The sequence below is a fragment of the Arthrobacter sp. SE2 genome (genome assembly GCF_058244265.1).
Genome location: NZ_JBZAYA010000003.1, coordinates 64,709 through 86,295, shown reverse-complemented (window position 1 = coordinate 86,295; position 21,587 = coordinate 64,709). Strand labels below are relative to the sequence as shown.

The 21,587-nt window shown below is 64.5% G+C and carries 21 protein-coding genes; 15 read left to right on the top strand and 6 right to left on the bottom strand.

Annotated features, from left to right (window positions below):
• The first annotated feature begins 31 nt into the window (after positions 1-31).
• The 5 genes from AC4CS3_RS05335 to AC4CS3_RS05315 are packed head-to-tail and all read left to right on the top strand — an operon-like array spanning position 32 to position 4,823.
• The gene (locus tag AC4CS3_RS05335) at positions 32-1,027 is read left to right on the top strand and encodes a carbohydrate ABC transporter permease (protein WP_490782522.1); all 996 of its coding nucleotides are present in this window, start codon (positions 32-34) and stop codon (positions 1,025-1,027) included.
• Positions 1,024-1,932 carry a carbohydrate ABC transporter permease gene (locus tag AC4CS3_RS05330; RefSeq protein ID WP_490782521.1) on the top strand — a complete coding sequence of 303 codons (909 nt, stop codon included), beginning with the start codon at positions 1,024-1,026 and terminating at the stop codon, positions 1,930-1,932. Before AC4CS3_RS05335 ends, AC4CS3_RS05330 begins: the two co-directional genes overlap by 4 nt.
• The gene (locus AC4CS3_RS05325; protein ID WP_490782520.1) at positions 1,929-3,542 is read left to right on the top strand and encodes a beta-N-acetylhexosaminidase; all 1,614 of its coding nucleotides are present in this window, start codon (positions 1,929-1,931) and stop codon (positions 3,540-3,542) included. The genes AC4CS3_RS05330 and AC4CS3_RS05325 overlap by 4 nt, the downstream gene beginning before the upstream one ends.
• A gap of 7 nt (positions 3,543-3,549) precedes the next feature.
• On the top strand, positions 3,550-4,365 hold the full coding sequence (locus AC4CS3_RS05320) for an IclR family transcriptional regulator (protein ID WP_441412339.1): 816 nt from the start codon (positions 3,550-3,552) through the stop codon (positions 4,363-4,365).
• Positions 4,366-4,373: 8 nt separating this feature from the next.
• Positions 4,374-4,823 carry a rhodanese-like domain-containing protein gene (locus AC4CS3_RS05315; RefSeq protein WP_490782519.1) on the top strand — a complete coding sequence of 150 codons (450 nt, stop codon included), beginning with the start codon at positions 4,374-4,376 and terminating at the stop codon, positions 4,821-4,823.
• A 9-nt stretch (positions 4,824-4,832) separates the two neighbouring features.
• Here AC4CS3_RS05315 and AC4CS3_RS05310 read toward each other — a convergent pair whose 3' ends face one another.
• From AC4CS3_RS05310 to AC4CS3_RS05295, 4 genes are read right to left on the bottom strand one after another with little or no spacing between them, the layout of a single operon-like run.
• Entirely contained in the window at positions 4,833-6,221 is a 1,389-nt protein-coding gene (locus tag AC4CS3_RS05310; RefSeq protein ID WP_490782518.1) for a sensor domain-containing phosphodiesterase, read from the bottom strand.
• A gap of 34 nt (positions 6,222-6,255) precedes the next feature.
• Entirely contained in the window at positions 6,256-6,660 is a 405-nt protein-coding gene (locus AC4CS3_RS05305) for a RidA family protein (protein ID WP_490782517.1), read from the bottom strand.
• The gene (locus AC4CS3_RS05300) at positions 6,657-7,418 is read right to left on the bottom strand and encodes an IclR family transcriptional regulator (RefSeq protein WP_490782516.1); all 762 of its coding nucleotides are present in this window, start codon (positions 7,416-7,418) and stop codon (positions 6,657-6,659) included. Before AC4CS3_RS05300 ends, AC4CS3_RS05305 begins: the two co-directional genes overlap by 4 nt.
• The gene (locus tag AC4CS3_RS05295; RefSeq protein ID WP_490782515.1) at positions 7,415-8,446 is read right to left on the bottom strand and encodes a sugar kinase; all 1,032 of its coding nucleotides are present in this window, start codon (positions 8,444-8,446) and stop codon (positions 7,415-7,417) included. The genes AC4CS3_RS05300 and AC4CS3_RS05295 overlap by 4 nt, the downstream gene beginning before the upstream one ends.
• Before the next feature lie 249 nt (positions 8,447-8,695).
• On the opposite strand from AC4CS3_RS05295, the gene AC4CS3_RS05290 reads away from it, so the two are divergent.
• The 7 genes from AC4CS3_RS05290 (at position 8,696) to AC4CS3_RS05260 (ending at position 15,741) form a co-directional block, all read left to right on the top strand.
• Positions 8,696-10,030: a type III PLP-dependent enzyme domain-containing protein gene (locus tag AC4CS3_RS05290; protein ID WP_490782514.1), complete on the top strand. Its 1,335-nt coding sequence runs from the start codon at positions 8,696-8,698 to the stop codon at positions 10,028-10,030.
• A 10-nt stretch (positions 10,031-10,040) separates the two neighbouring features.
• On the top strand, positions 10,041-11,693 hold the full coding sequence (locus AC4CS3_RS05285; protein WP_490782513.1) for an N-acyl-D-amino-acid deacylase family protein: 1,653 nt from the start codon (positions 10,041-10,043) through the stop codon (positions 11,691-11,693).
• Positions 11,690-12,325: a bifunctional 4-hydroxy-2-oxoglutarate aldolase/2-dehydro-3-deoxy-phosphogluconate aldolase gene (locus AC4CS3_RS05280; protein WP_490782512.1), complete on the top strand. Its 636-nt coding sequence runs from the start codon at positions 11,690-11,692 to the stop codon at positions 12,323-12,325. Before AC4CS3_RS05285 ends, AC4CS3_RS05280 begins: the two co-directional genes overlap by 4 nt.
• Positions 12,326-12,347: 22 nt before the next feature.
• Positions 12,348-13,739 carry a GntP family permease gene (locus tag AC4CS3_RS05275; RefSeq protein WP_490782511.1) on the top strand — a complete coding sequence of 464 codons (1,392 nt, stop codon included), beginning with the start codon at positions 12,348-12,350 and terminating at the stop codon, positions 13,737-13,739.
• 281 nt (positions 13,740-14,020) lie between these two features.
• On the top strand, positions 14,021-14,221 hold the full coding sequence (locus tag AC4CS3_RS05270) for a hypothetical protein (RefSeq protein WP_059388808.1): 201 nt from the start codon (positions 14,021-14,023) through the stop codon (positions 14,219-14,221).
• Between the two features lie 57 nt (positions 14,222-14,278).
• Positions 14,279-15,445 carry a WD40/YVTN/BNR-like repeat-containing protein gene (locus AC4CS3_RS05265; RefSeq protein ID WP_490782510.1) on the top strand — a complete coding sequence of 389 codons (1,167 nt, stop codon included), beginning with the start codon at positions 14,279-14,281 and terminating at the stop codon, positions 15,443-15,445.
• A gap of 8 nt (positions 15,446-15,453) precedes the next feature.
• Positions 15,454-15,741, top strand: coding sequence for a MoaD/ThiS family protein (locus AC4CS3_RS05260; protein ID WP_236813790.1), 288 nt, complete (start codon positions 15,454-15,456; stop codon positions 15,739-15,741).
• 16 nt (positions 15,742-15,757) lie between these two features.
• Here the strand turns inward: AC4CS3_RS05260 and AC4CS3_RS05255 are convergent, their stop codons facing one another.
• Entirely contained in the window at positions 15,758-15,994 is a 237-nt protein-coding gene (locus AC4CS3_RS05255; protein ID WP_059388807.1) for a hypothetical protein, read from the bottom strand.
• A 227-nt stretch (positions 15,995-16,221) separates the two neighbouring features.
• Positions 16,222-17,538 (bottom strand): MFS transporter, encoded by a 1,317-nt coding sequence (locus AC4CS3_RS05250; protein ID WP_490782509.1) that lies wholly within the window; start codon positions 17,536-17,538, stop codon positions 16,222-16,224.
• A 208-nt stretch (positions 17,539-17,746) separates the two neighbouring features.
• On the opposite strand from AC4CS3_RS05250, the gene AC4CS3_RS05245 reads away from it, so the two are divergent.
• The 3 genes from AC4CS3_RS05245 (at position 17,747) to AC4CS3_RS05235 (ending at position 21,542) form a co-directional block, all read left to right on the top strand.
• Positions 17,747-18,517, top strand: coding sequence for an IclR family transcriptional regulator (locus tag AC4CS3_RS05245; RefSeq protein WP_441412328.1), 771 nt, complete (start codon positions 17,747-17,749; stop codon positions 18,515-18,517).
• A 167-nt stretch (positions 18,518-18,684) separates the two neighbouring features.
• The gene (locus AC4CS3_RS05240) at positions 18,685-19,608 is read left to right on the top strand and encodes a shikimate dehydrogenase (protein ID WP_490782508.1); all 924 of its coding nucleotides are present in this window, start codon (positions 18,685-18,687) and stop codon (positions 19,606-19,608) included.
• Positions 19,608-21,542 (top strand): bifunctional sugar phosphate isomerase/epimerase/4-hydroxyphenylpyruvate dioxygenase family protein, encoded by a 1,935-nt coding sequence (locus AC4CS3_RS05235; protein WP_490782507.1) that lies wholly within the window; start codon positions 19,608-19,610, stop codon positions 21,540-21,542. The genes AC4CS3_RS05240 and AC4CS3_RS05235 overlap by 1 nt, the downstream gene beginning before the upstream one ends.
• The last annotated feature ends 45 nt before the right edge of the window (positions 21,543-21,587 follow it).

Genomic DNA, 21,587 nt, shown 5'->3' with positions numbered 1-21,587 from the left:
CACACGTTGGATCCGTGCCAGGCGGTGCGGCATGACGGCGCTTGCGTCCGCGAAGGCGGACGCAAGCGGAACGCGGAACCGCAAGCAGGACCGGAAGCCGACGACGGCGGGGACGTCCCGCCGTCGTGCGCTAGGCAAGCGCGGCCTGGAACCTTGGCTCTACCTGGCTCCAGCTTTCATTGTCCTGATCGCGCTGCTGGGATACCCGATCTTCCAGCTCATCAACGTCTCTTTGTATGACTACCGCCAGGCCCAAGTCAGCGGCAAGGCGCCACTGCAGTTCACGGGCCTGGAGAACTACCAGAAATTGTTCGCCGATCCGGACTTCTGGTCCGTCCTGGGCAATACCGTGCTGTTCGCGGGCGCCTGCGTTGTCCTGACGCTGCTGGTGGGAACGTCACTGGCAGTGCTGGCCACACGGCTCCGGCCCTGGGTCCGGACCGCACTGTTCGTAGTCTCGCTCGGCGCTTGGGCCACACCGGCCGTCACCGGCAGCGCCGTGTGGTTGTTCCTCTTCGACCCCACTCTGGGCCTGGTCAACAAGGCCCTTGTCTCCGTGGGCCTCACGCAGTTCAGCGGCTACTCCTGGACCTACGACAAATGGTCCGCCTTCGGGCTCGTAGCCAGCGAAGTGGTGTGGTGTTCGTTCCCGTTCGTGCTCGTGACGGTCTACGCCGGCATCCAGGCGATCTCCACCGAAGTGATTGAGGCGGCGCGTCTCGATGGTGCTTCCATGCCCCGGATCGCGCGCAGCATCATGCTTCCGATGCTGCGGCCCATCGTGATGGTGGTGACTATCCAGTCCATCATCTGGAATTTCAAGATCTTCTCGCAGATTTACATCATGACCAACGGCGGCGGTATTGCCGGGCAGAACCTCGTGCTGAATGTCTACGGCTACCAGCAGGCCTTCGCGGCCAGCCTGTACGGCCTCGGCTCGGCCCTCGGTGTCATCATGACCGCGTTGCTGATGATCATCACTCTGATCTACCTCCGCATCCTCAAGAGAACGGGAGAAGTCCTGTGACCGCCGTCGACGTTCCACTCCACAAGAACCGGCCCGCGCCGGACGCGCCGCAAAAGTTCCGCAAGGGCGGACGACGCCGGTTCGGCGCCGATGCGGCGGGACTCGCCATCGCGCTTCTCGTCGCGTTTCCCCTGTTCTGGATGGTCCTTTCGGCCCTCAAGCCGAAGACAGCGCTCGATGCCGGAGATGCGGCGCCGTTCACGCTGGAACCGTCCTTCGATTCCTTCATGCGGGTCCTGTCGGTCAACAACTTCGGCAGGTACTTCCTGAACAGCGTGATCGTGGCGCTCGTCGTCGTTATCGTCTCCACCGTGCTGGCGTTCTTGGCCTCCGTGGCACTGACCCGCTACCAGTTCAAGATGCGCACCAAGTTGCTGATCGTAGTGCTTGTGTCCCAGATGGTGCCCGTCGAAGCGCTCACGATTCCCCTGTTCTTCCTGCTCCGCAATGCCGGGGAGGCAGTACCGCTCGTGGGTCTGAATCAACTCGGCTCCCTGGTTCTGGTCCATGTGGGCTTCAGTATCCCGTTCGCGATCTGGATGCTTCGTGGCTTCGTGGCAGCGGTCCCGGTGGAGATCGAAGAGGCAGCGCGCATAGACGGGGCAAGTGGTTTCCGATTTGTCCGATCGATCCTCTTCCCGCTCGTGGCGCCCGGAGTGGTGGCGTGCTCCGTGTTTTCGTTCATCTCCACGTGGAACGACTTCCTCTTCGCCAAGACATTCATCATTTCCGCCCAGGAGAACCAGACCCTGCCCATGGCATTGTTGACCTTCTTCAAGCCCGACCAGAACGATTGGGGTGCCATCATGGCCGGTTCCGTGATCATGACCATTCCGGTGCTGATCTTCTTCATAGCCGTGCAGCGAAAACTCGTATCCGGGCTGGCCGGGGCGGTGAAGGGATGAGCGCCGCGCATTTGCTGGTTCCCGTGCCGTGCTCGGTGGAATCGCACGGAGGTTTCCTGGAACTGGACCCAGCCACCACCTTGGCCGCCGATCCGGAGCTGAACAGCGCGCGCCGCTGGCTCGCCCGGACCCTCAGCGCGGCCACCGGCTGGGACCTGTCCCTGGACACGGTAGCCGATGCGGGCATCAGCCTGCGGCTTGACCAGGAGCTCGACGCCGAGGGGTACCGCCTGCAGGTGGGCGCCGCCGTCGTGATTCATGCGGGCGGTCCGGCCGGCGCCTTCTATGCTGCCCAGACCCTCCTACAGCTGATGGGACCCGCCGCGCTGAGGCAAGCGCCCGTTCCGGAAACGGATGGCACATGGCCGGTTCCCAAGGTATCCATCCAGGACCAGCCGCGTTTCGGGTACCGCGGGGCCATGCTGGACGTGGCCCGGCATTTCATGCCCAAGGACAACCTGCTGCGGTTCATCGAGGTGATGGCCATGCACAAGCTCAACGTCCTCCACCTGCACCTCACGGACGACCAAGGCTGGCGGATCCAGATCAACCGCTACCCGAAACTCACCGAGACCGGGGCATGGCGGCGGGAGTCGTCGCTTGGTTCCTGGCGGGCAGGGGTTTTCGACGGGCTTCCGCACGGCGGTTTCTACAGTCAGGACGATCTCCGCGAAGTGGTCGCGTTCGCTGCCGAGCGGCACATCACCGTCATCCCGGAGATCGATGTTCCGGGACACAGCCAGGCCGCCATCGCCGCCTACCCGGAACTGGGTGCGGGCGCGGATACAGAGGTCTGGACCCGCTGGGGAATCAACGACACCGTTCTGGAAGTCTCGGAAACCTCTTTGGAGTTCTACCGCAAGGTCCTCGATGAAGTCGTGGAGATCTTCCCCGCCCGCTGGATCAGCTTGGGCGGTGACGAAGTTCCGCTCACCCAGTGGCAATCCAGCGCCCAGGCACAGGCCAAAGCCGCCGAACTCGGATTGCCGGACGTTTCGGGATTGCACAGCTGGTTTGTGGGGCAGTTGGCGAAGCACCTTGACGGGCACGGGCGAGCGACTTCCGTGTGGGACGAAATCGGCGACGGCGAGCTGCCGGATGGAGCGTTGGTGGCTTCCTGGCGGGGCTATGAAGGCGGACTAAGCGCGCTCAGAAGCGGTTATGACGTGGTCATGTGCCCCGAGCACAAGCTGTACCTGGACCACCGCCAGGCCGACGGCGACGACGAACCCGTGCCCGTCGGTTTTGTCACCAGCCTGCGGGATGTCTACGGCTTCGAACCGCTGCCCGCGGGTGCGGGTGAGGCGTTCCCGGGCACGCTCCTCGGCGCGCAGGCCAACATCTGGACGGAACACCTGGATTCCCCGCGACGGGTCCACTTCGCCGCGTTTCCGCGGCTGAGCGCCGTGGCGGAGGTGCTCTGGTCCCAGGCGGAGAACCGGGACTACGATGGTTTCCTGGCCAGGCTCGAAGGCGCGCATCTGGAGCGCCTGAAGGCCATGGGAGTGGAATACCGGCCGCTGTCGGGACCGCATCCCTGGCAGTTGAGGCCTGGCGTGGTTGGCTGGAATCGCGATTACGACGCCGAGCAGCGCATCGCCGCTGGATAGGACACACGTGGGTACTGAAGGCACGGAGGCCCGGAACTCCTCGGCTTCGTTGCGTAAGGCGCTGGCTTTGCTGGCGGTGGTTGCGGAGCATCCGGTAAGCGCGGACGGACTCGCCTTGGTGGAGTTGACCAAGCTCTCCGGGCTCAACAAGAGCACGGTCCTCAGGCTGGCCGCGCCCTTGTTGGACGAAAACCTGCTGGAACGCGACGCCGAGAGCGGCCGCTTCCGGCTGGGCCATGGTTGCCTGCGTTTGGGACAGTCATATTTGGACCGGCTCGATTTACGCAGCGTCGCCAACGCCGAGCTCAGACTGCTGATGAGGGCCACGGAAAGTACGTGCCACCTTGTTGTCCTGTCCGGCCATGATGTGGTCTACCTCGACAAAGTGGAAGACGAGGCAACAGTTCGTATGGCATCGCGCGTCGGGGCGACCATGCCGGCGTACTGCACTGCAGTCGGCAAAGCCATGTTGGCGTTCAGCCCGGAAGAAGTGGTGGCGCCGATCCTGGCTGGTGAGCTGGCGCCGATCACCGACAGGACGATCACGGACCCGGAGCAGTTGCGGGCTGAATTCGCCGCAATCCGTCGCCGAGGCTATGCGATAGACGACCGCGAAAACGAACCCGAGGTCCGGTGCGTCGCCGCCCCGATCTTCGGCCACGACGATCACGTGGTTGCCGCCCTCAGCGTCTCCTCCTTGTCGTCCCGCATGACCGCCAAGCGAGTCCGCGAAGTAGGTCCCATGGCCGCCGAAACCAGCCTGCGCATCTCGGCAAAGCTGGGATCCCGGCGTGCCAACGCCAAACTCGCGAAGCTGGCCTAGGAGGGCAGATGGAAAAGCCAATGAACGACGCCGGCGCTGGAGTTGGGGCGGACGGTGCGGCAGGCGCCTACTTCCGCGCGAAGTTGCAGTTCGAGATCGACGTCATGGACGTTGCGGATGCGGCTGCCGGCAGTTTCGTGCTCCTGGATACTCGCAGGCAGTCGTCGTGGGAACACGGACATATCCCCGGCGCAATGCACCTTCCGACCGCGGAGATACCCGCGCGGGCGGCCGCACTGATCCCTGCTGGGAGCTCAGTAGTGGTCTATTCGTGGGGACCGGGCTGCAACGGAAGCACCTTCGCGGCCCTGGCATTCGCCGAGCTCGGGTACCCGGTGCGCGAAATGATCGGCGGCATCGAGTATTGGGCGCGGAACGGGCTCCCGGTGGAGACAACTGAGGGTGTCGTCGTGCGGGACTTCGACGGGCTGGTCACGGCGCATCAGCCGGAGGGTTAGCGGCCACCCCTACCCCCATCCCGCCCAGTCCTCCGGTCTGAGCGAGGGCCGGCCGAGAAGGTAACCTTGGGCCGCGGTCATCCCGAGCTTGGTGACCGCAGCCAGCTCGGCCTCGGTCTCGATCCCTTCGGCTACAAGTGCGGCTCCGATTTCGAAGGAAAAACCGACCATCGCAGCTCCCAGGGCCCGCTGTCCCGGATCTGTGTCGATGCCGGCGATGATCTCGCGATCGAGCTTGATGAGGTCCGGCTTGAGCTGCAGGATGTGGCGCATGGAGGCAAAGCCGGCACCGGCGTCGTCGACGGCTATTCTCAGGCCGGCGCGCCGCAACGGCGCCAGCGCTTCGGCGAGCGGTTCATAGTTGGCGACCTCATGGCGTTCGGTGACCTCAAGCACGATGCGTCGCGGAGGGATGGTCGACTCCACAATCGCGGCTGCCAGCCGAGGGTCAAGGCACGCGCGCGGTGAGAGGTTTGCCGCGATGTACAGTTCCGGCGGGAGCCCCGCAGCGGTGGTCAGCGCCGTCTGGAGAGCAAGGATTTCGAGCTCGATATCCAGGCCGACCGAGGCGGCTTCCATGAAACGCACCTCCGGGGACAACTCCTGGGAACCGCTGAACCTTGTCAAGGATTCCACTCCAACGACGTTGCCCGTTTCCAGGCACCGGATCGGCTGGAATGCTGTTATGAGTGAGCCGTCATTGAGCAATGCCTGGATGCGGACGGTGACTTCCGCACGCGAGCGTGCTGTCTCTGGATTCAAGACACGGCAGGTGCCCTCGAAACCGCAGTCCCTGCCCTCCCTGTCGCCGATCGGCCTTCCGGACACGTCAACCAAGACGCGGCCGCCATTCCGGTGGCGGCACACGGTGACCACCCGGGACCACGAGGAGTCTCCGCTTTCCCTTGCCTTCCAGTCTTCCCGTGCGTCCGCCAAATCCGCGGGGTCGATGACGCAGGTGATGTGCCTCCCCAGCAGTTCGGAAGGTTCGTACCCCGTGATGTCCTTGCACGCCGGGCTGCAGAACGTAAATCGTCCATCGGGCCCAGTGGCCCACAGCCAGTCCATGCTTGTGTGCAGCACGGTGTCCATCAAGCGCGACGTCCGGAACGCCTGGCTGCGTTCCCGCTGCTGCTGCCGCAGGAGACGCCACGCGGCCAGCACCACCAGGGGCACGATCAGCAGTGCCAGAAGAGCGGGGAACCCGGTCTTTTCATCGATGCCGCCCCACGGCGGAAGCCCGAAAGCCAATGGCAGGCGGATAGACAGGGCGACTGCGGCCTCGATGAAGACGACGACCAGCAGCCACCATCCGGTTGAGGCCGACGCCAGCCGGTTCGCTTGGTGTCCCTCCCGGGAAGACGCCCTCTTAAGCCGGGGAAAGCGCATGAAGGGCATCACCCAATAGTGCCACCAAGCCGGGCCCTGGGGATTACGCTGTAACCGCCAGCGCGTCGATTTCCACGAGCATGACTTCGTGCGGGAGGTCGACGAACACCGTGGTGCGGCTGGGCAGTTGGCCGCTGGGGACGTTCTCGGTGATGAATTCGCCGTAGACCTCGTTCATGGCGGCGAAGTCGTCGCGGGTGGTGAGGTAGACGCGGAACATGATGACGTCTTCCACAGAGGAACCGCCGGCTTCGAGGATCGCCTTCACGTTTTCCAGTGTGCGGCGGGTCTGGGCGCGGACGTCGCCTTCGCCGATGTACTGGTTGGTGGCGGGATCCATGGGGCCCTGGCCGGACACCTGGAACAGGCCGCCCTTCTTGATTCCTTGGGAGAATACGTGCGCCGGGGCCGGAGCATTTCCGGTCAGTACTACAGTCTTTTCACTCATGCGGAGTTCCTTTCGTGGCTGACCCAGCCGAGGTCGCGGGAGATGGCCTCGGTGCTGGCTTTGAGGTCGGGCAGCAGCTCAAGCAGTCCTTCATAGCTGAGCATCACCACCGGTACCGAACAAGAGGCTGCGGCCACGACGGCGCCGCTCGCATCGCGAATGGGGGTCGCGATGCAGTGCACGAAGGATTCGTGCTCGGCGTTGTCGTGGGCCCAACCCTGCACCCTGACTTGCTCCAGTTCGGCCAAAAGGGCCTCCGGCGAGGTCAGGGTGGTGTCGGTAATTCTTGTGTAGTCGAGTCCCGCCGCGATCTTTTCCTGCCGGCTGCGCGGCATGTCGGCAAGCAGGACCTTTGCGACGGCGGCCGAATGCAGGGACGCGGTCAGGCCGATCCGGGAGTACATCCGCACGGGATGGTGCGACTCGAATTTGTCGATGTACACCACGTCATTGCCTTCGAACGCGGCGAGGTGCACGGTGTGCCCGGTCTTTCCGTTCAGTTCGGCCAAGTACGGGTGCGCCACTTTGCGGATGTCCCGCTGCTCCAGGGCGAGGGAGGACAGCTCGAACAGTTTGGAGCCAAGCATGAACCGTTGGTCCTCATCGCGGACAACGAAGCGCTTTTCCTCCATCGCGTGCAGAAGCCGCATCACGGTTGTCTTGTGCACCGAAGCCTTGGAGGCAAGCTCATCCAGCGTGGCTGGTTTGGCCGCAAGCTCGGCAAGCAGGTCGATGGCGCGCATCAGGCTCTGGCTCATGGTGCTGTGCTCCGATCTTGAAGGCTTCGGTCCTGGCTGCTGAAGTGCCCGCCGGCAACGTGGATCGCGGCCCATTCGGCATCCGTGGAACCGAGGATGGCCGAAAGCAGGGCGGAGCCGGGAAGGGGGCCGCGATCGCCATGCACGGTGAGGGTGCAGGCTGCGGCGACGTGACCGCGGCGAAGGCTCGCCTTCTGTTCAAGGCCGAACAGCACACCGCTCAGGTACCCGGCCGCGAAGGAATCGCCCGCGCCCACCGGCTCAAGCACGTCCACGGACAATGCCGATACCTCGGACCGCGTCCCGTCCCGTTCCAGGGCGATGGCGCTAATGGCTTCGTTCTTGATGACGACGACGGCGGGATCCGGCATGAGGCGCCGGAGTTCAGTTTCGTCGGTGGTGCCGAAGGCGTGCTCGGCTTCGTCCTTGCCCACCAGCACGATGTCGGCGAGATTGGCCAGGCGGCGCAGCGCGGAACGGTCCTGCCCGGCCCAGAGCGCGGCGCGCCAATTGACGTCGAAGCTGATGAGGCGCCCGTGCCTCGGTGCGGCGAGGATGGCTTCCGTCAGCTCAAGGCATTCCGCCGAGAGCGCCGCTGTGATGCCGCTCAGGTGGATGAGCGAGGCTTCCTCCAATAAGCGCTCGACGGCGGGATTCGCCAGCGTGCCCGGGCTCATGGCTGATGCGGCGGAACCCTGCCGGTAGTACAAAACTGAACTGCCGCCGTCGGGATCCGTTTCCTGGGCGGGGACCTTGACGTAAAGCCCCGTGGGCCGTCCGGGATCGACCTCGACGCCGGAAATCCCTACTCCGTGGTTGCTGAGCTCCTCCAGGATCCGGGTGCCGAATCCATCCCGGCCAACCCGGCCTACCCAGTGGGAGTCCAGGCCCATGGCAGCCAGGCCCATGGCTACGTTCGATTCCGCGCCGCCGATTCCACAATGCAGCTCCGTGGCTTGGTGTAGCGGGACGGGCTTCACCGGGGTAAGCATGGCCATCGTCTCACCCACACATACAGCTGAAAGCATGAAACTCCCGCGCTCCCTCTGCCGCTTCCAGCGGCACTCGACACCCCATGAAGAAGGGATTTCCGTGGCCTGATCAGGGAGCGCCGGGTCATTCCGCGGCCTTGACTCCCAATCCTGCACCATGTTAGACATATCACCAACAGCTTTGCAACCTGCGTTGCAAAATACGCAACGCAATGGAATTTGCGGGCAGAATGCGCACAGTGAATCGCGCACAGTGAAATTGCGCACAGTGAAGGGATCGAACTGGTGAACACTTCCACGTCCGGCGCCGGAGCCGGCGCCGGGGCAATTGCAGCGGACACCGTGGCACGCCTGGCGGATGTCCGGCTCGACTGGCGGCACAAGGCCGTGCCCGCCACAGCAAGCGGCACCAGCCACCGTGAGTTCCTCTCAACAGCCCCGAAGCTCGCCGACCTCCAGACGCCGTTGCTGACCCTTGATGCCGGGGCGGTCCGCTGCAACGCCGATCGCTTGGCCTCATGGTGTGCGGAGCGCGGCGTTTTGCTTGCCCCGCACGGAAAGACCACCATGGCGCCACAGCTCTGGGCCGAACAGCTGAGCCGCGGCGCTTGGGGGATCACTGTGGCGAACTTCGCCCAACTCCGCGTGGCCCGTGAATTCGGTGTGCGGCGCCTGCAACTGGCCAACAGCCTGATCGATCCGCACGCGATCGAGTGGGTCGCCGCGACCGCGAGCCCGGATCAGCCGATCCTTTCCTGGGTCGACTCCACTGTCACCGTGGATGTCATTGGCCGCGCCTTGGAGACCATTGGAAGCAGCGCCGTCCTTGATGTCCTTGTTGAGCTTGGCGGAATCGGTGGCCGGACCGGAGCGCGAGGCGTGGAGGCTGCACTCGACGTCGCCCGCGCCATCTCTGCCTCCCCGCACCTGCGGCTGGTGGGGGTGAGCGGCTACGAGGGATCGTTGGCCCACACGGCCGACGCCGACAGTATTGCCGCCGTCCGCGGCTACTTGGGCCAGATGGGTGAGCTGCATCAGCGGCTCCTCGGGGACGGTCTCTACGGATCCGACGCCGTCATCCTCACCGCAGGCGGCAGCGCCTACTTCGACGACGTCGTCGACGTCCTTTCGCCGTGCGTCACCGCTGGCTCCGGGGTGGGTCCCCGCGTGGAAGTCATGATCCGCAGCGGGGCCTACATCATCCACGACGACGGATTCTACCGCGGCATCTCGCCGTTTTCCCGCGACGGCGGCCAGCCATTCAAGGCAGGCATGCACGGCTGGGCGCGCGTCGTGTCGCAGCCCGAACCCGGCCTTGCCATCCTCGACGCCGGCAAACGCGACTTGCCCGTTGACGAAGGCCTGCCACGTCCGCAGCTGATCGGGCCCGCACTCGGCGGTCCCATGGTGCCCCTCGTCGGTGCCGAGATCACTGCCGTCAACGACCAGCACTCCTTCATGACGTTCGACGCCGGCACCGCCACCGTGCGGCCCGGCGACGTCGTGCGCCTGGGACTTTCGCATCCGTGCACAGCCTTCGACAAGTGGACGCTCATCCCCGTGCTCGCGGATACCGACGGTGACCAAACCGTCGTCGACCTCATCCATACCTTCTTCTAGGACGCACGCCATGAAGACCCTCATCAGCAACGCCGTCCTGGTGGACGGAACCGGGGCGGACCGCCGTCCCGCGGACGTCCTGCTGGACGGCGAGGTGATCGCCGTCGTCGCCGACGCCGGATCCCTCACCGCGAGCGGAACCGGTGCCGAGCGGACTGTCGACGCGACGGGACTCGTCCTAAGCCCCGGCTTCATCGACATGCACGCCCATTCGGACCTGCAATTGCTGGTCAACAAGGACCACTACGCCAAGCTCAGCCAAGGCGTCACCACCGAACTTCTGGGCCAGGACGGGCTGTCCTACGCTCCGGTGGACGATGCCACCCTTAGCGGGGTCCGGGAGAAGATCGCCGGTTGGAACGACAACCCGCAGGATTTCGACTGGAATTGGCGAACCGTGGGCGAGTACCTGGACCGCCTCGACGCGTCCGAAAACGGCAAGAGGATCGCCACCAACGCCGCCTACCTCGTCCCGCAGGGAACCGTCCGGGCCCTCGTGATGGGCTTCGCCGAAGGGGACCCGACACTTGAGCAGCAGGAGCGGATGCAGCACATCGTTCGCACCGCCATGGAGGAGGGCGCCGTGGGCATGTCCTCCGGGCTGACCTACACCCCCGGCATGTACGCCCGGACCGAGGAACTTGCAGGACTTTGCCGGACCGTGGGGGAGCTGGGTGGTTTCTACGCTCCGCACCACCGCTCCTACGGGAAGGGCGCGCTCGGAGCCTACGCGGAGATGATCGGGCTGAGCCGGGACACTGGCTGCGCGCTGCACCTTTCCCACGCCACCATGAACTTCGCCGAGAACAAGGGCCGGGCGGGCGAGCTCCTTGAGCTCATCGATGCAGCGCTCGACGACGGCGCCGACATCACGCTCGACACTTACCCCTACCTCCCCGGCGCCACCACGCTCGCGGCGATCTTGCCCAGCTGGTCGTCCTCGGGCGGTACCGAGGCCACGCTCGCGCGGTTGGCCGACCCGGCGATGCTGGCGAGAATCCGCGAAATTGTGGAGATCTACGGCTCCGACGGCTGCCACGGAGTGGTTGCCGAGTGGCACACCATGGAGATCAGCGGCGTCCAGAACCCTGCGCTCGCCGGCCTTGTGGGCAAGACCATCGCCGCAATCGCCGCTGAAACCAACGCAGAGCCGTTCACCGTGTTCGCTCAGATCCTCCAGGAGGACCGCCTGGGCACCGGGATCCTGCAGCACGTCGGCCACGAGGAAAACGTGCAGGCCATCATGGTCCACCGCACGCACACCGGCGGCAGCGACGGCCTCCTGGTCGGAGCCAAGCCCCACCCGCGCGCCTGGGGAACATTCCCCCGCTACTTGGGCCACTACAGCCGCGACTTGGGCTTGCTGACCCTGGAAGAAATGGTCCACCACTTGAGCGGCCGTCCCGCCGAGCGGCTCAAGCTTGACCGCCGCGGGCTTGTCCGCGAAGGCTACGCGGCCGACATCGTCCTCTTCGACCCGCGCACCGTCCGTGACGAAGCCACCTTTGAAAACCCCCGCCAGCCAGCCACTGGCATCCATTACGTGTTCGTCAACGGGACGGCAGCGATCGACGGCGGGAAGCCCACCGGCGCCCGAGCCGGACGTGCCCTGCGCCGCGGCCCGGACGGACGCACCCGAGCAGGAAGTACCGAAATCGCATGACTCCTGAAGAATTTGTCGAACAGCTTGAAGCCGACCGCACCCTCGCCGTCGTCCGGGCGCCGTTTATCCCCGACGCCGCCGAGCTCTGCCGCGCGCTGGCCGACGGCGGCATCCGCAGCGTCGAACTGACGTTCACCACGCCGGAGGTGCTAAAGCATGTGCGGCGAGCGGCGGAAACCGCAGCGCAGCACGGCGCCGCCGTCGGGATCGGCACCGTGATGACGGCCGATCAGGCAAAGGCAGCCATCGACGCTGGTGCCCGTTTCCTGGTGACGCCCGGTCTCCGCCCTGAGGTTGCGGCGGTGGCTGCGGCCGCCGGTATCCCCTTCAGTTTGGGGGCCATGACACCTACCGAGGTGGCGCAGGCGCTTGACCTCGGTTCCGCCGCAGTCAAGATCTTCCCGGCCAGGCAGCTCGGTCCCGCGTACCTCAAGGATCTCCAGGGTCCCTACCCCGGTATCCGCCTTCTGCCCTCCGGCGGGATCGACGCGTCAAACGCCAAGAGCTATCTCGACGCCGGCGCCGCAGCGGTCTGCTGTGGAACCAGTGTGGTCCCTCCCGCCGCCGTTGCTGCAGGCGACTGGGCAGACATCTCGGCCAGGGCCACCGCCTTCACCGCCACCCTCGCGTAGGAATCCCCAGAAAGTAACCCCCATGAATGAATTCCTGAACTGGCTGCGGCACGATACGGCCGGCCTGCTTATCCTGGCAGGCGCCGGCATTGCCCTCCTGTTGTTTCTGATCATCAAAGTCAAGGTAGAACCGTTCATTGCCTTGGTGGGTACCAGCGTGCTCGTCGCGCTAGCGGGCGGCGTGAGCATCGATGCCCTTGTCGGCTCGCCCATCAAGAGCGGCGACGCCCTCATCGAGAAGGGCTTCGCTGGGATCCTCGGACACATCACCCTGATCATCGGCCTGGGCACTGTCCTGGGCGCCATCCTGGAACGTTCAGGTGGCGCAGAGGTCCTGCTGGGCAGGCTCGTGAAGGTCTTCGGCGAAAAGGGAACGCCGCTGGCCATGGGCGTCACCGGTCTTGTCCTGGGTATTCCGGTCTTCTTCGACATTGGTATTTTCGTGCTCGCACCCCTCGTCTACGTGGCGGCGGTACGCGGCGGGAAATCCCTGATTCTGTACGCCTTGCCGCTCCTCGCCGGACTCTCAGTGACCCACGCCTTCCTGCCGCCGCACCCGGGTCCCGTAGCCGCAGCAGGATTGTTCCACGTTGAACTTGGCTGGATCATCATCATGGGCCTCGCTTGTGGCATCCCTGCCTGGTTCGCTTCCGGCATTCTCTGGGGTCAGTGGATCGGCAAGCGCGTGCAAGTGGCCGTCCCGGAAGATCGCGTGATCCCGGAGGCAGAGGAAGCCGTGGGCCACGAACCACCCATGAGCGTCGTTGCCCTTGCCATCGGCCTGCCGATGCTGCTGATCCTTGGCGCCACCTTCGGCAATGTCTTCCTGCCCGCTGGTGGATTCCGCGATGCGCTCGTGTTCTTCGGCAACCCGGCCATTGCGCTCACCGTTGCCGTCGCACTCTCGATGTGGCTCCTCGGCACGCGTCGGGGCATGAGCGCCAAGGACCTCTCCGAACTGAGCTCGGCCTCGCTGAAACCGGTCGGCATGATCCTGCTTGTTGTTGGAGCCGGCGCATTCTTCGGCGCAGTGCTCTCGGCAACCGGGGTAGGCAACGCGGTGGCTGACAGCTTGGCCAAGGCAGGGCTCCCGGTCATCGTGTCCGCTTACGTGATCGCCTGCGGCATGCGCCTCGCCCAGGGTTCCGCCACGGTCGCGATCGTGACCACCGGCGGCATCCTGGCTCCGGCGCTCACGGCCGGACACTATTCGCAGCCGCAATTGGCCCTGATTGTGATGGCCATCTCTTCCGGCTCTATCATCGCCAGCCACGTGAACGACGGCGGATTCTGGATCATCTCCAAGTACTTCAACATGTCAGTCAAGGACACCCTGAAGACGTGGACGGTGCTGGAAACCGTGCTCTCGGTAGTGGGCTTCGGCATGGCGGCCCTGCTGTACCAGTTCGTCTAGGCTGGTTCCGCGCCGCGCAAAGCTTAAACAAAGAGCTCCGGAGTGCGTTATTGGGGGATACGCACTCCGGAGCGGACTTTGGAGCAGGTTCTTTGGGTTCCTGCTGACAATTAGCTTACGTGCCCCAACAGCACTCCGCTACCAATCTGAATAACTACTTTCACTTTACTTTTTCCGACCCGGATTTCAGGGCGAAATCCGGCGTTTGATCAGGTCCCCGGCCCCTTGTAGTGCACCCGGCGCAGGCCTAGCGTTAACTTGCACAGGAAGGGGTGGTCCACGTGGAGATCTTCATGTGGTGGCTGGACATAGACCTCAAGAGCAAGGAATGGCTGCGCGAGAACCTTCGTGCCACGGAGCTTCCGCTGGAAGTTCTGCAACGCATTGCCGATGTTGGCGGCCCGCGCCTTGAAGAGCTGGCAGGCGGGCTGAGCGACGCTGACTGGGACTTCATTGAGACGCAGTCCGAGTTCGTGGACTGAGACGGTTTCCTAGACCGGTTCATAAAATCGTTGCGGCTCCCGCCCTAGGATGGTTGCATGGGGTGCATGGCAACCGCAGAGAGTTATGTCTTGGCGATCGGGACCAAAAAAGGACTGTGGCTGGCACGCAGCACAGACCGCAAGGAATGGTCCTTTTCCGGTCCGCACTTCCTCATGAGCGAGATCCCCAGCATCGGGATCGATACACGAGGAGACACGCCCCGGATCATGGTGGGCGTGCGTTCCGAACACTGGGGTCCCACCGTGGCCCACTCCGATGACCTTGGCGCCACATGGACCGAGCCCGAACAAGGCGCCATCAAATTCCCCGAGGGAACCGAGGCTGCGCTGGAACGGATCTGGCAGATCTACCCCGATTCCGCCTCCCGCCCCGGGGTCGTCTGGGCCGGCTGCGAACCGATCTCCGTCTGGAAGTCGACCGATGGCGGCGAGCACTTCGAGTTGAACCGCGGCCTGTGGGACCACCCGCACCGCAGCGAGTGGGGAGCCGGCTACGGCGGGGCTGCCGCCCACTCGATTGTGGTCAACCCCTCCGGGGAGAAGGTCCACGTCGCCATGAGTACCGGCGGCGTCTACCGATCGCTCGACGGCGGTGCCTCCTGGGAGGCCCGGAACAAGGGGATTTCGGCCTACTTCATGCCTGATCCCAACCCGGAGTTCGGCCAGTGCGTGCACAAGATCGCCGCGGATGCGGCCGTCGAAGGCCGCTTGTATGCGCAGAACCACCACGGTGTGTACCGCACGGATGACAACGGTGAGAACTGGATCTCCATCGCCGAGGGCCTCCCGGCGGATTTCGGCTTCGTGATGCTCGCCCACCCCCGCCGCGAAGGGACCGCCTGGGTGATCCCGATCAAGGCCGATAGTGAGCGGATTCCGCCGGACGGCCATCTCGCGGTGCACCGCACGGATGACGCAGGTGAGTCGTGGAAGCGCCTGGATGTGGGCCTCCCGGACCATGAATACAATGCCGTGCTCCGTGACGCGGCCGCGGTGGATTCGGCTGAACCTGCCGGGGTGTACTTCGGGACACGCGGCGGTTCGGTCTACGCCAGCGCCGATGAAGGCGAGTCTTTCATCGAAGTTGCCTCGCACCTACCTGATGTTTTGTGCGTCCGCGCTGCCGTCATCTCCGGGGTTGTCTCCGCAGATGTGGCCGACGAATTGGCCGCTGTCTCCGCAGCATCCGGTCTTCCGGCTTAGGACGGATCTTGCCCGATATCACCGTGGTTTTGCCTAGCGTTCTCCAGCCCCTCGCCGGCGGGCAGTCCTATCTGACTACGCCCGCCGACGGAGCTGTGACCGTGGAAAGCTTGCTTGACGCTGTGACCGGTAATTACCCGGTGCTGGCCCGGAGGCTCCGGGATGAAACCGGTTCGCTCCGGCGCTACGTGAATATTTACGTGAACGGCGAGGAGGTCCGGCGTCTGAAGGGTCTGGATACTGAGGTTACGGCCGGCCAGGAGGTCTTGATCATCCAGTCCGTGGCTGGCGGCTGAGCGGTTCGGGGCCAGGTCAGGCCACTCGCCAGACTGTGCATTCGTCGGTATTGATGGCCTTGCGCAGGCCCGTCAGCTGATCCATGATCCAGACGACGCCGATGCCCGGGGCCGTTTCCTGGACGCTGCCCCTGCGGATGACAACGTCATCGTAGGAGGGTCCGACGGAGAGGCGGGCTTCGATCTGGTCGCCGCGGTGCAACTGGTCAAGCGCGCGGATTCTTGTGGGGTGGGTTGATACTTCCTTCAACATGGTGGCCTCCCTGGCTGGAGCTGCCAGCTTTTGCCGGCTATTCCAGTGTGGCGGGCCAATGTTGCAGGGTGGTTTCGTACGGGTTAGCCGTGGGTAAGACTTCCGTTAGCAAAAAAATCCGTCGCTCCCCACCGGCCCCCTAGCTGCGCAAGCTCGGCCAGGGAACCCCGCCGGCGTGGGCCCAAGCCGGTGGGTGGGGAACAACGGATGTCTTTTGGAGGCAGAGGCTACTTCAGGCCGAGCTCCGCCGTCGGTGTCTTGAAGGATTCGCGGGCCGTCATCGCGGATACGGCTGCGACGACGCAGATGACGCCGGTGAAGATGCTGATCTGGACCCAGCCGCCAGCCTTGGTGCCGCCCATTGCGGTGACGATCGTCGGGGCGAAGCCTGCCATGAGGAAGCCGATCTGCGTGCCGATGGCCAAGCCGGAGAAACGGACCTTAGTGCTGAACATTTCGCCGTAGAAGGAGGGCCACACTGCGTTTGCTGCGGCGTATCCGAGAGCGAAGTACACCACGGAGACCAGGAACATGAGCGGCACGTTTCCGGATTCGAGCGTCAAGAGGAACACCGGCGTCATGATGGCGCTGGCTACGGCGCCGTAGATGAAGACGGGCTTGCGGCCGATCCGGTCGGCCATCCTGCCGAAGACAGGCTGTGTGCCGAGCGCGACGACGTTTGCCGCGACGACGAGCCACAAAGTGATGGTGCTGTTGACGTGGGCCACGTCCTTGGCATAGGCAATGGCCAAGGTGCCGAAGACGGTGCTCACGGCCGAGATGAAGGCGCAGCAAATAACGCGCAGAACATCGGCCCAGTGCAGCCGGAGGAGGTCGGCCACGGGAAGCTTGGCGATCTGGTTGTTCTTCTTGGCCTCGGCGAATGCGGGCGGCTCGTGCAGGGTGCGACGGATGAAGAACGCCACCAGGACCACCACGGCGCTGAGCCAGAACGGGATGCGCCAGCCGATGCCGTACTTGATCTCGTCGGGGAGGGCGACCACGGGGATGAAGACCAACGCTGCGAGGATCTGGCCTCCCTGGGTTCCGGTGAGGGTCCAGGAGGTAAAGAACGAACGGCGGTTGTCCGGAGCGTGTTCCAGCGTCATGGACGAGGCGCCGGCTTGTTCGCCGGCGGCCGAGAGGCCCTGGCAGAGGCGTGCGAAGACCAGCAGCGCCGGAGCCCACCATCCGATGGCCTTGAAGTCGGGGAGGCAACCGATGATGAACGTCGCACCCCCCATGAGCACCAGGGTGAACATCAGCACGCGCTGGCGGCCGATTCGGTCGCCGAAGTGCCCCAGGATGATGGCTCCAACAGGCCTTGCCACATATGCGAAGCCGAATGTCGCGAAGGACATGATGGCTGCGTTGGCATCGGCGCTGGGGAAGAAGACGTGCGGGAAGATCAAGGCCGCGGCCGAACCGAAGATAAAGAAGTCGTAGTACTCGACGGCGCTGCCGAGGAAGCTGGCGAGGGCGGCCTTCTTCGGCGTTCCCGCCGTGGCAGTGCCCGGCGTCGTAGACGGGATCGTGTGACTCATGGTGTTCCTTTTGTGTGACGGCGATGTCGCATCTGGCTGAAATTTGCGTACCTGGAACGTCGATGTGGGTCCGGCAGCGGCCTCACACAGTAGCCACATTGTGAGAGCTACTTGTGCGATATAGCAATGATGGCTGTGAGCGCAGTCACTTGTCAAGATGTTTATTCACCATCTAGCAATAGCTCTCACGATGTGGCAATCTTTAGTCATGGATGTGAAGGAAGACACAAAGACCGACATGATCGGCAAGGCCCTGGGCCTCCTTGTATTGCTGGGCAATGAGCCGAAGGGGGCCAGTGCTTCCGAGCTCGCCCGCCAAGCGGAGCTGCCCTTCAGCACTACTTACCGGCTGCTCGGATCCTTGACCCGCGACGGATTCGTCGACTACGAGGCCGACGGCCGCCGCTACCATCTGGGACTTCGTGTCTTCCAGCTCGGTCAACGGGTATCAAACCACCACGGCTTTGCCGGGACCGCGCGGCCCATCCTGCAGCGCGTGACGGAAGGGACCGGCGAGGCCACCATCCTTTCCGTGCGGGATGGCCACCATCACCTCACGGTCAACAAGGTGGACGGTCCCCAAATGTTCCGGGTCACAAGCGATCCGGGGCATCTTGGAATGCTGCACACCACGGCAGTGGGCAAGGCGCTTGTTGCCTTCGCGGACGGTGACGAGCGGCAGCAGTTGGTGGAAGAGCTTGAGCTGGAGCCGCTGACGGAGTTCTCCATTACCGACCGCGACGCTTTCCGCCTGGAAATCGAGAAGGTCCGTCGCCAAGGCTACGCGGTCATGGACGAAGAAAACGAGGTGGGTATGCGCGCCGTCGCCGTCCCCGTCCTCAATTCCCAGGGCGTTGCCTTCGCATCCCTCGCCACCGCCGTCCCAGTCTTCCGGATGAGTGTGGAACAGCTCGTGGCAGTCGTTCCGCTCTTGAAGAGCGCGGCGTCCGAGCTCGCCGACCGCCTGCCGCAGCGCTAAAGGGCGTTAGCGGCTGTCACTTTTGTTCGCTATAAGAACATAAGTGCAATATGTGAACATTTTGTGTAGTCTGATTCATACCGCCCGGCGGAGCAGCAGACTCTGGATGACTCAAAGGATCCAGAGACGGCCAATCCGCGGGTGCAGTTGTCAAAGGAGCAATGAGCATGAGCAACCGAGCCGAATCCTTCCTGGTGGGCCTGATCGGTGAGGGCGTCACGCCTTCGCTGACGCCGCCCATGCATGAGAAGGAGGCCGACGTCCAGGGGCTCCGCTACCTGTACCGGCCCATCGACCTGCTGGAGCTCTCCCTGCCCGGCTCCGCCGTCGGCGATCTGCTGACCGCAGCTTCCTGGCTTGGCTACAACGGCCTCAACATCACGCATCCGTGCAAGCAACTGGTGCTGCCGTTCCTGGACGAGGTTTCCGAGGACGCCCGGCGGCTTGGCGCGGTGAACACCGTGCTGATCAAGGACGGCCGCTTCATTGGCCACAACACAGACTTCTCCGGTTTCGGATCCGCTTTGGCCAGCGGCCTTCCCGACGCCGGACTGAACCGGGTTGTCCAACTCGGCGCCGGTGGTGCGGGCTCCGCAGTCGCATATGCCCTGCTTTCCGCGGGGGTCAAGACACTGGATCTGGTGGATGTGGACCCCGCGCGCTGCGCGGAACGGGCGGCGGAACTGGCCGCCCTGTTCCCGGGCAGCACCGTCACTGCGCGCACGACGGCGGAGCTGCCGCGACTCATGCCGCTTGCCGACGGTTTGGTGCACTGCACACCGGTGGGCATGGGCGCTCATCCAGGCCTCCCGCTGGACATGTCCCTCGTGGAACCCCGGCATTGGGTGGCTGACATCGTCTACCGGCCGATCGAAACCCAGCTCGTCCTCGAGGCCCGCGCCAAGGGTTGCCGCGTGCTCGACGGCGGACGCATGGCCGTAGGCCAGGCTGCCGACGCTTTCCGCATCTTCACCGGCCGTGACGCCGATCCGGAACGGATGCGGGAGCATTTCCTGGAGCTTGTGGGCGCCGAAGACGGCAAGGCTGAAGAGTCGAAGGCCGACAAGGCACTCGCCCGGGCAGGGCACTGATGCGCACGGGAATCGCCACGGTCTGCCTCTCCGGCACGCTCAAGGAAAAGATGCAGGCCTGTGCCATCGCGGGCTTCGATGGGATCGAGATCTTCGAACAGGACCTCGTCACCTCGCCGCTCAGCCCTGAGGACGTGCGGAAGATGGCCGCGGACCTCGGACTCGGGCTGGATCTTTACCAGCCGTTCCGCGACTTCGACAGCGTCTCCGAAGACCTCCTGCAGGAAAACCTGCGCCGGGCGGACGCCAAGTTCAAGCTCATGTCCCGCCTCGGCATGGACACCATCCTGGTGTGCACCAACGTGGGAACCGCCACCATCGACGACGACGGCCTCCGGGCCGAACAGCTCTCCCGCCTGGCGGAATTGGCCGGGGACCACGGCGTCAAAGTGGCGTACGAAGCCCTGGCCTGGGGCAAATACGTCAACGACTACGAGCACGCTCACCGCTTGGTGGACACGGTGGACCACCCCAACCTGGGCACGTGCCTCGACTCCTTCCACATCCTTTCCCGCGACTGGGACACCGCGCCCATCGAGGCCATCAAGCCCGAGAAGATCTTCTTCGTCCAAGTGGCCGACGCCCCGAAGCTCTCTATGGATGTCCTGTCCTGGAGCCGCCACTACCGCGTGTTCCCGGGCGAAGGACAGTTCGAGCTTGCCAAGTTCATGGGCCACGTGGCCCGCGCGGGCTACTCCGGCCCGGTCTCGCTGGAGGTCTTCAACGACGTCTTCCGCCAATCCGATGTGGAGCGCACCGCCGTCGACGCGATGCGCTCGCTGATCTGGCTTGAGGAACAGAGCGCCAAATGGCTCGACGAAAACGCGGCCTCCTGTGCACAGGGAGGAGCGGCGGGAGCCGGAAGCGGTGACTCGCTCGCCAACGCTGCCGGCCGGCGTCGTTATCCCATGGAACTGGCCACGCTGCCCAAGGTGGCGGAACCGGCCGGTTTCAACTTCGCCGAGGTCAAGACGGATGAGCCCGCACAGCTCGAGACGCTTCTGGGCCAGCTCGGCTTCGAATTCGACGGCCGTCACCGGACCAAGGACGTGCAGTTGTGGTCCATGGGGCAGGCACGCGTCATCATCAACGAACAGGCGCCGTCGCACAGTGAACCCGCCATCGCGGCGTTGGGGTTCGACGTCGACTCTCCCGTCATTGCCTCGGCCCGCGCCCAGCAACTCAAAGCCCCCGTGGTGCCGCGCAAGGTCCAGGCGGACGAGGAAGTGTTCCAAGGCATCGCAGCCCCGGACTCCACCGAGATCTTCCTGTGCCAAGGCAGCCCGGACGGGACGGCGGCATGGACCTATGAATTCGGCGAAGGCCTCGAGCACCCTTCAGCGGGAGCGCAAGCGGTGATCGACCACGTGAACCTCGCCCAGCCCTGGCAGCACTTCGACGAGGCCGTCCTTTTCTACACGAGTGCCCTTGCGCTGGAACCTCAGCCGTTAGCCGAGGTGGCGAGCCCGAGTGGCCTGGTGCGCTCGCAGGTCATGGTGACTTCCGACCGTGCCGTGCGCCTGGTCTTGAACCTTGCTCCCGTCATCCAGCAGGGACCAGGCCAGCAAGGCAACGGCGCCCGCAAGAGCTACCAGGAACACATCGCCTTCGCGGTGGACGACCTCGTGGCCACGGCCCGGGCGGCGCAGGCACGGGGGCTCGACTTCCTCCGGATTCCGGCGAATTACTACGAGGACCTGGATGCGCGCTTCGCCCTGGATCCTTCGTTCCTGGCCACCCTCAAGGAACTGAACCTTCTCTACGACAGGGACGCCAACGGTGAATTCCTCCATTTCTACACCGCCACGGTGGGCAGCGTGTTCTTCGAAATGGTCGAACGCCGTGGCAACTACGACGGCTACGGCGCCCCCAACGCCCCGGTGCGGCACGCCGTCCAGTACGACTCGCTTCACGCCCACCACGTGCACCGCTGAACAGAAACGCAAGCAGAGACCAGGAAAGCAACCACCCGAAAGGAG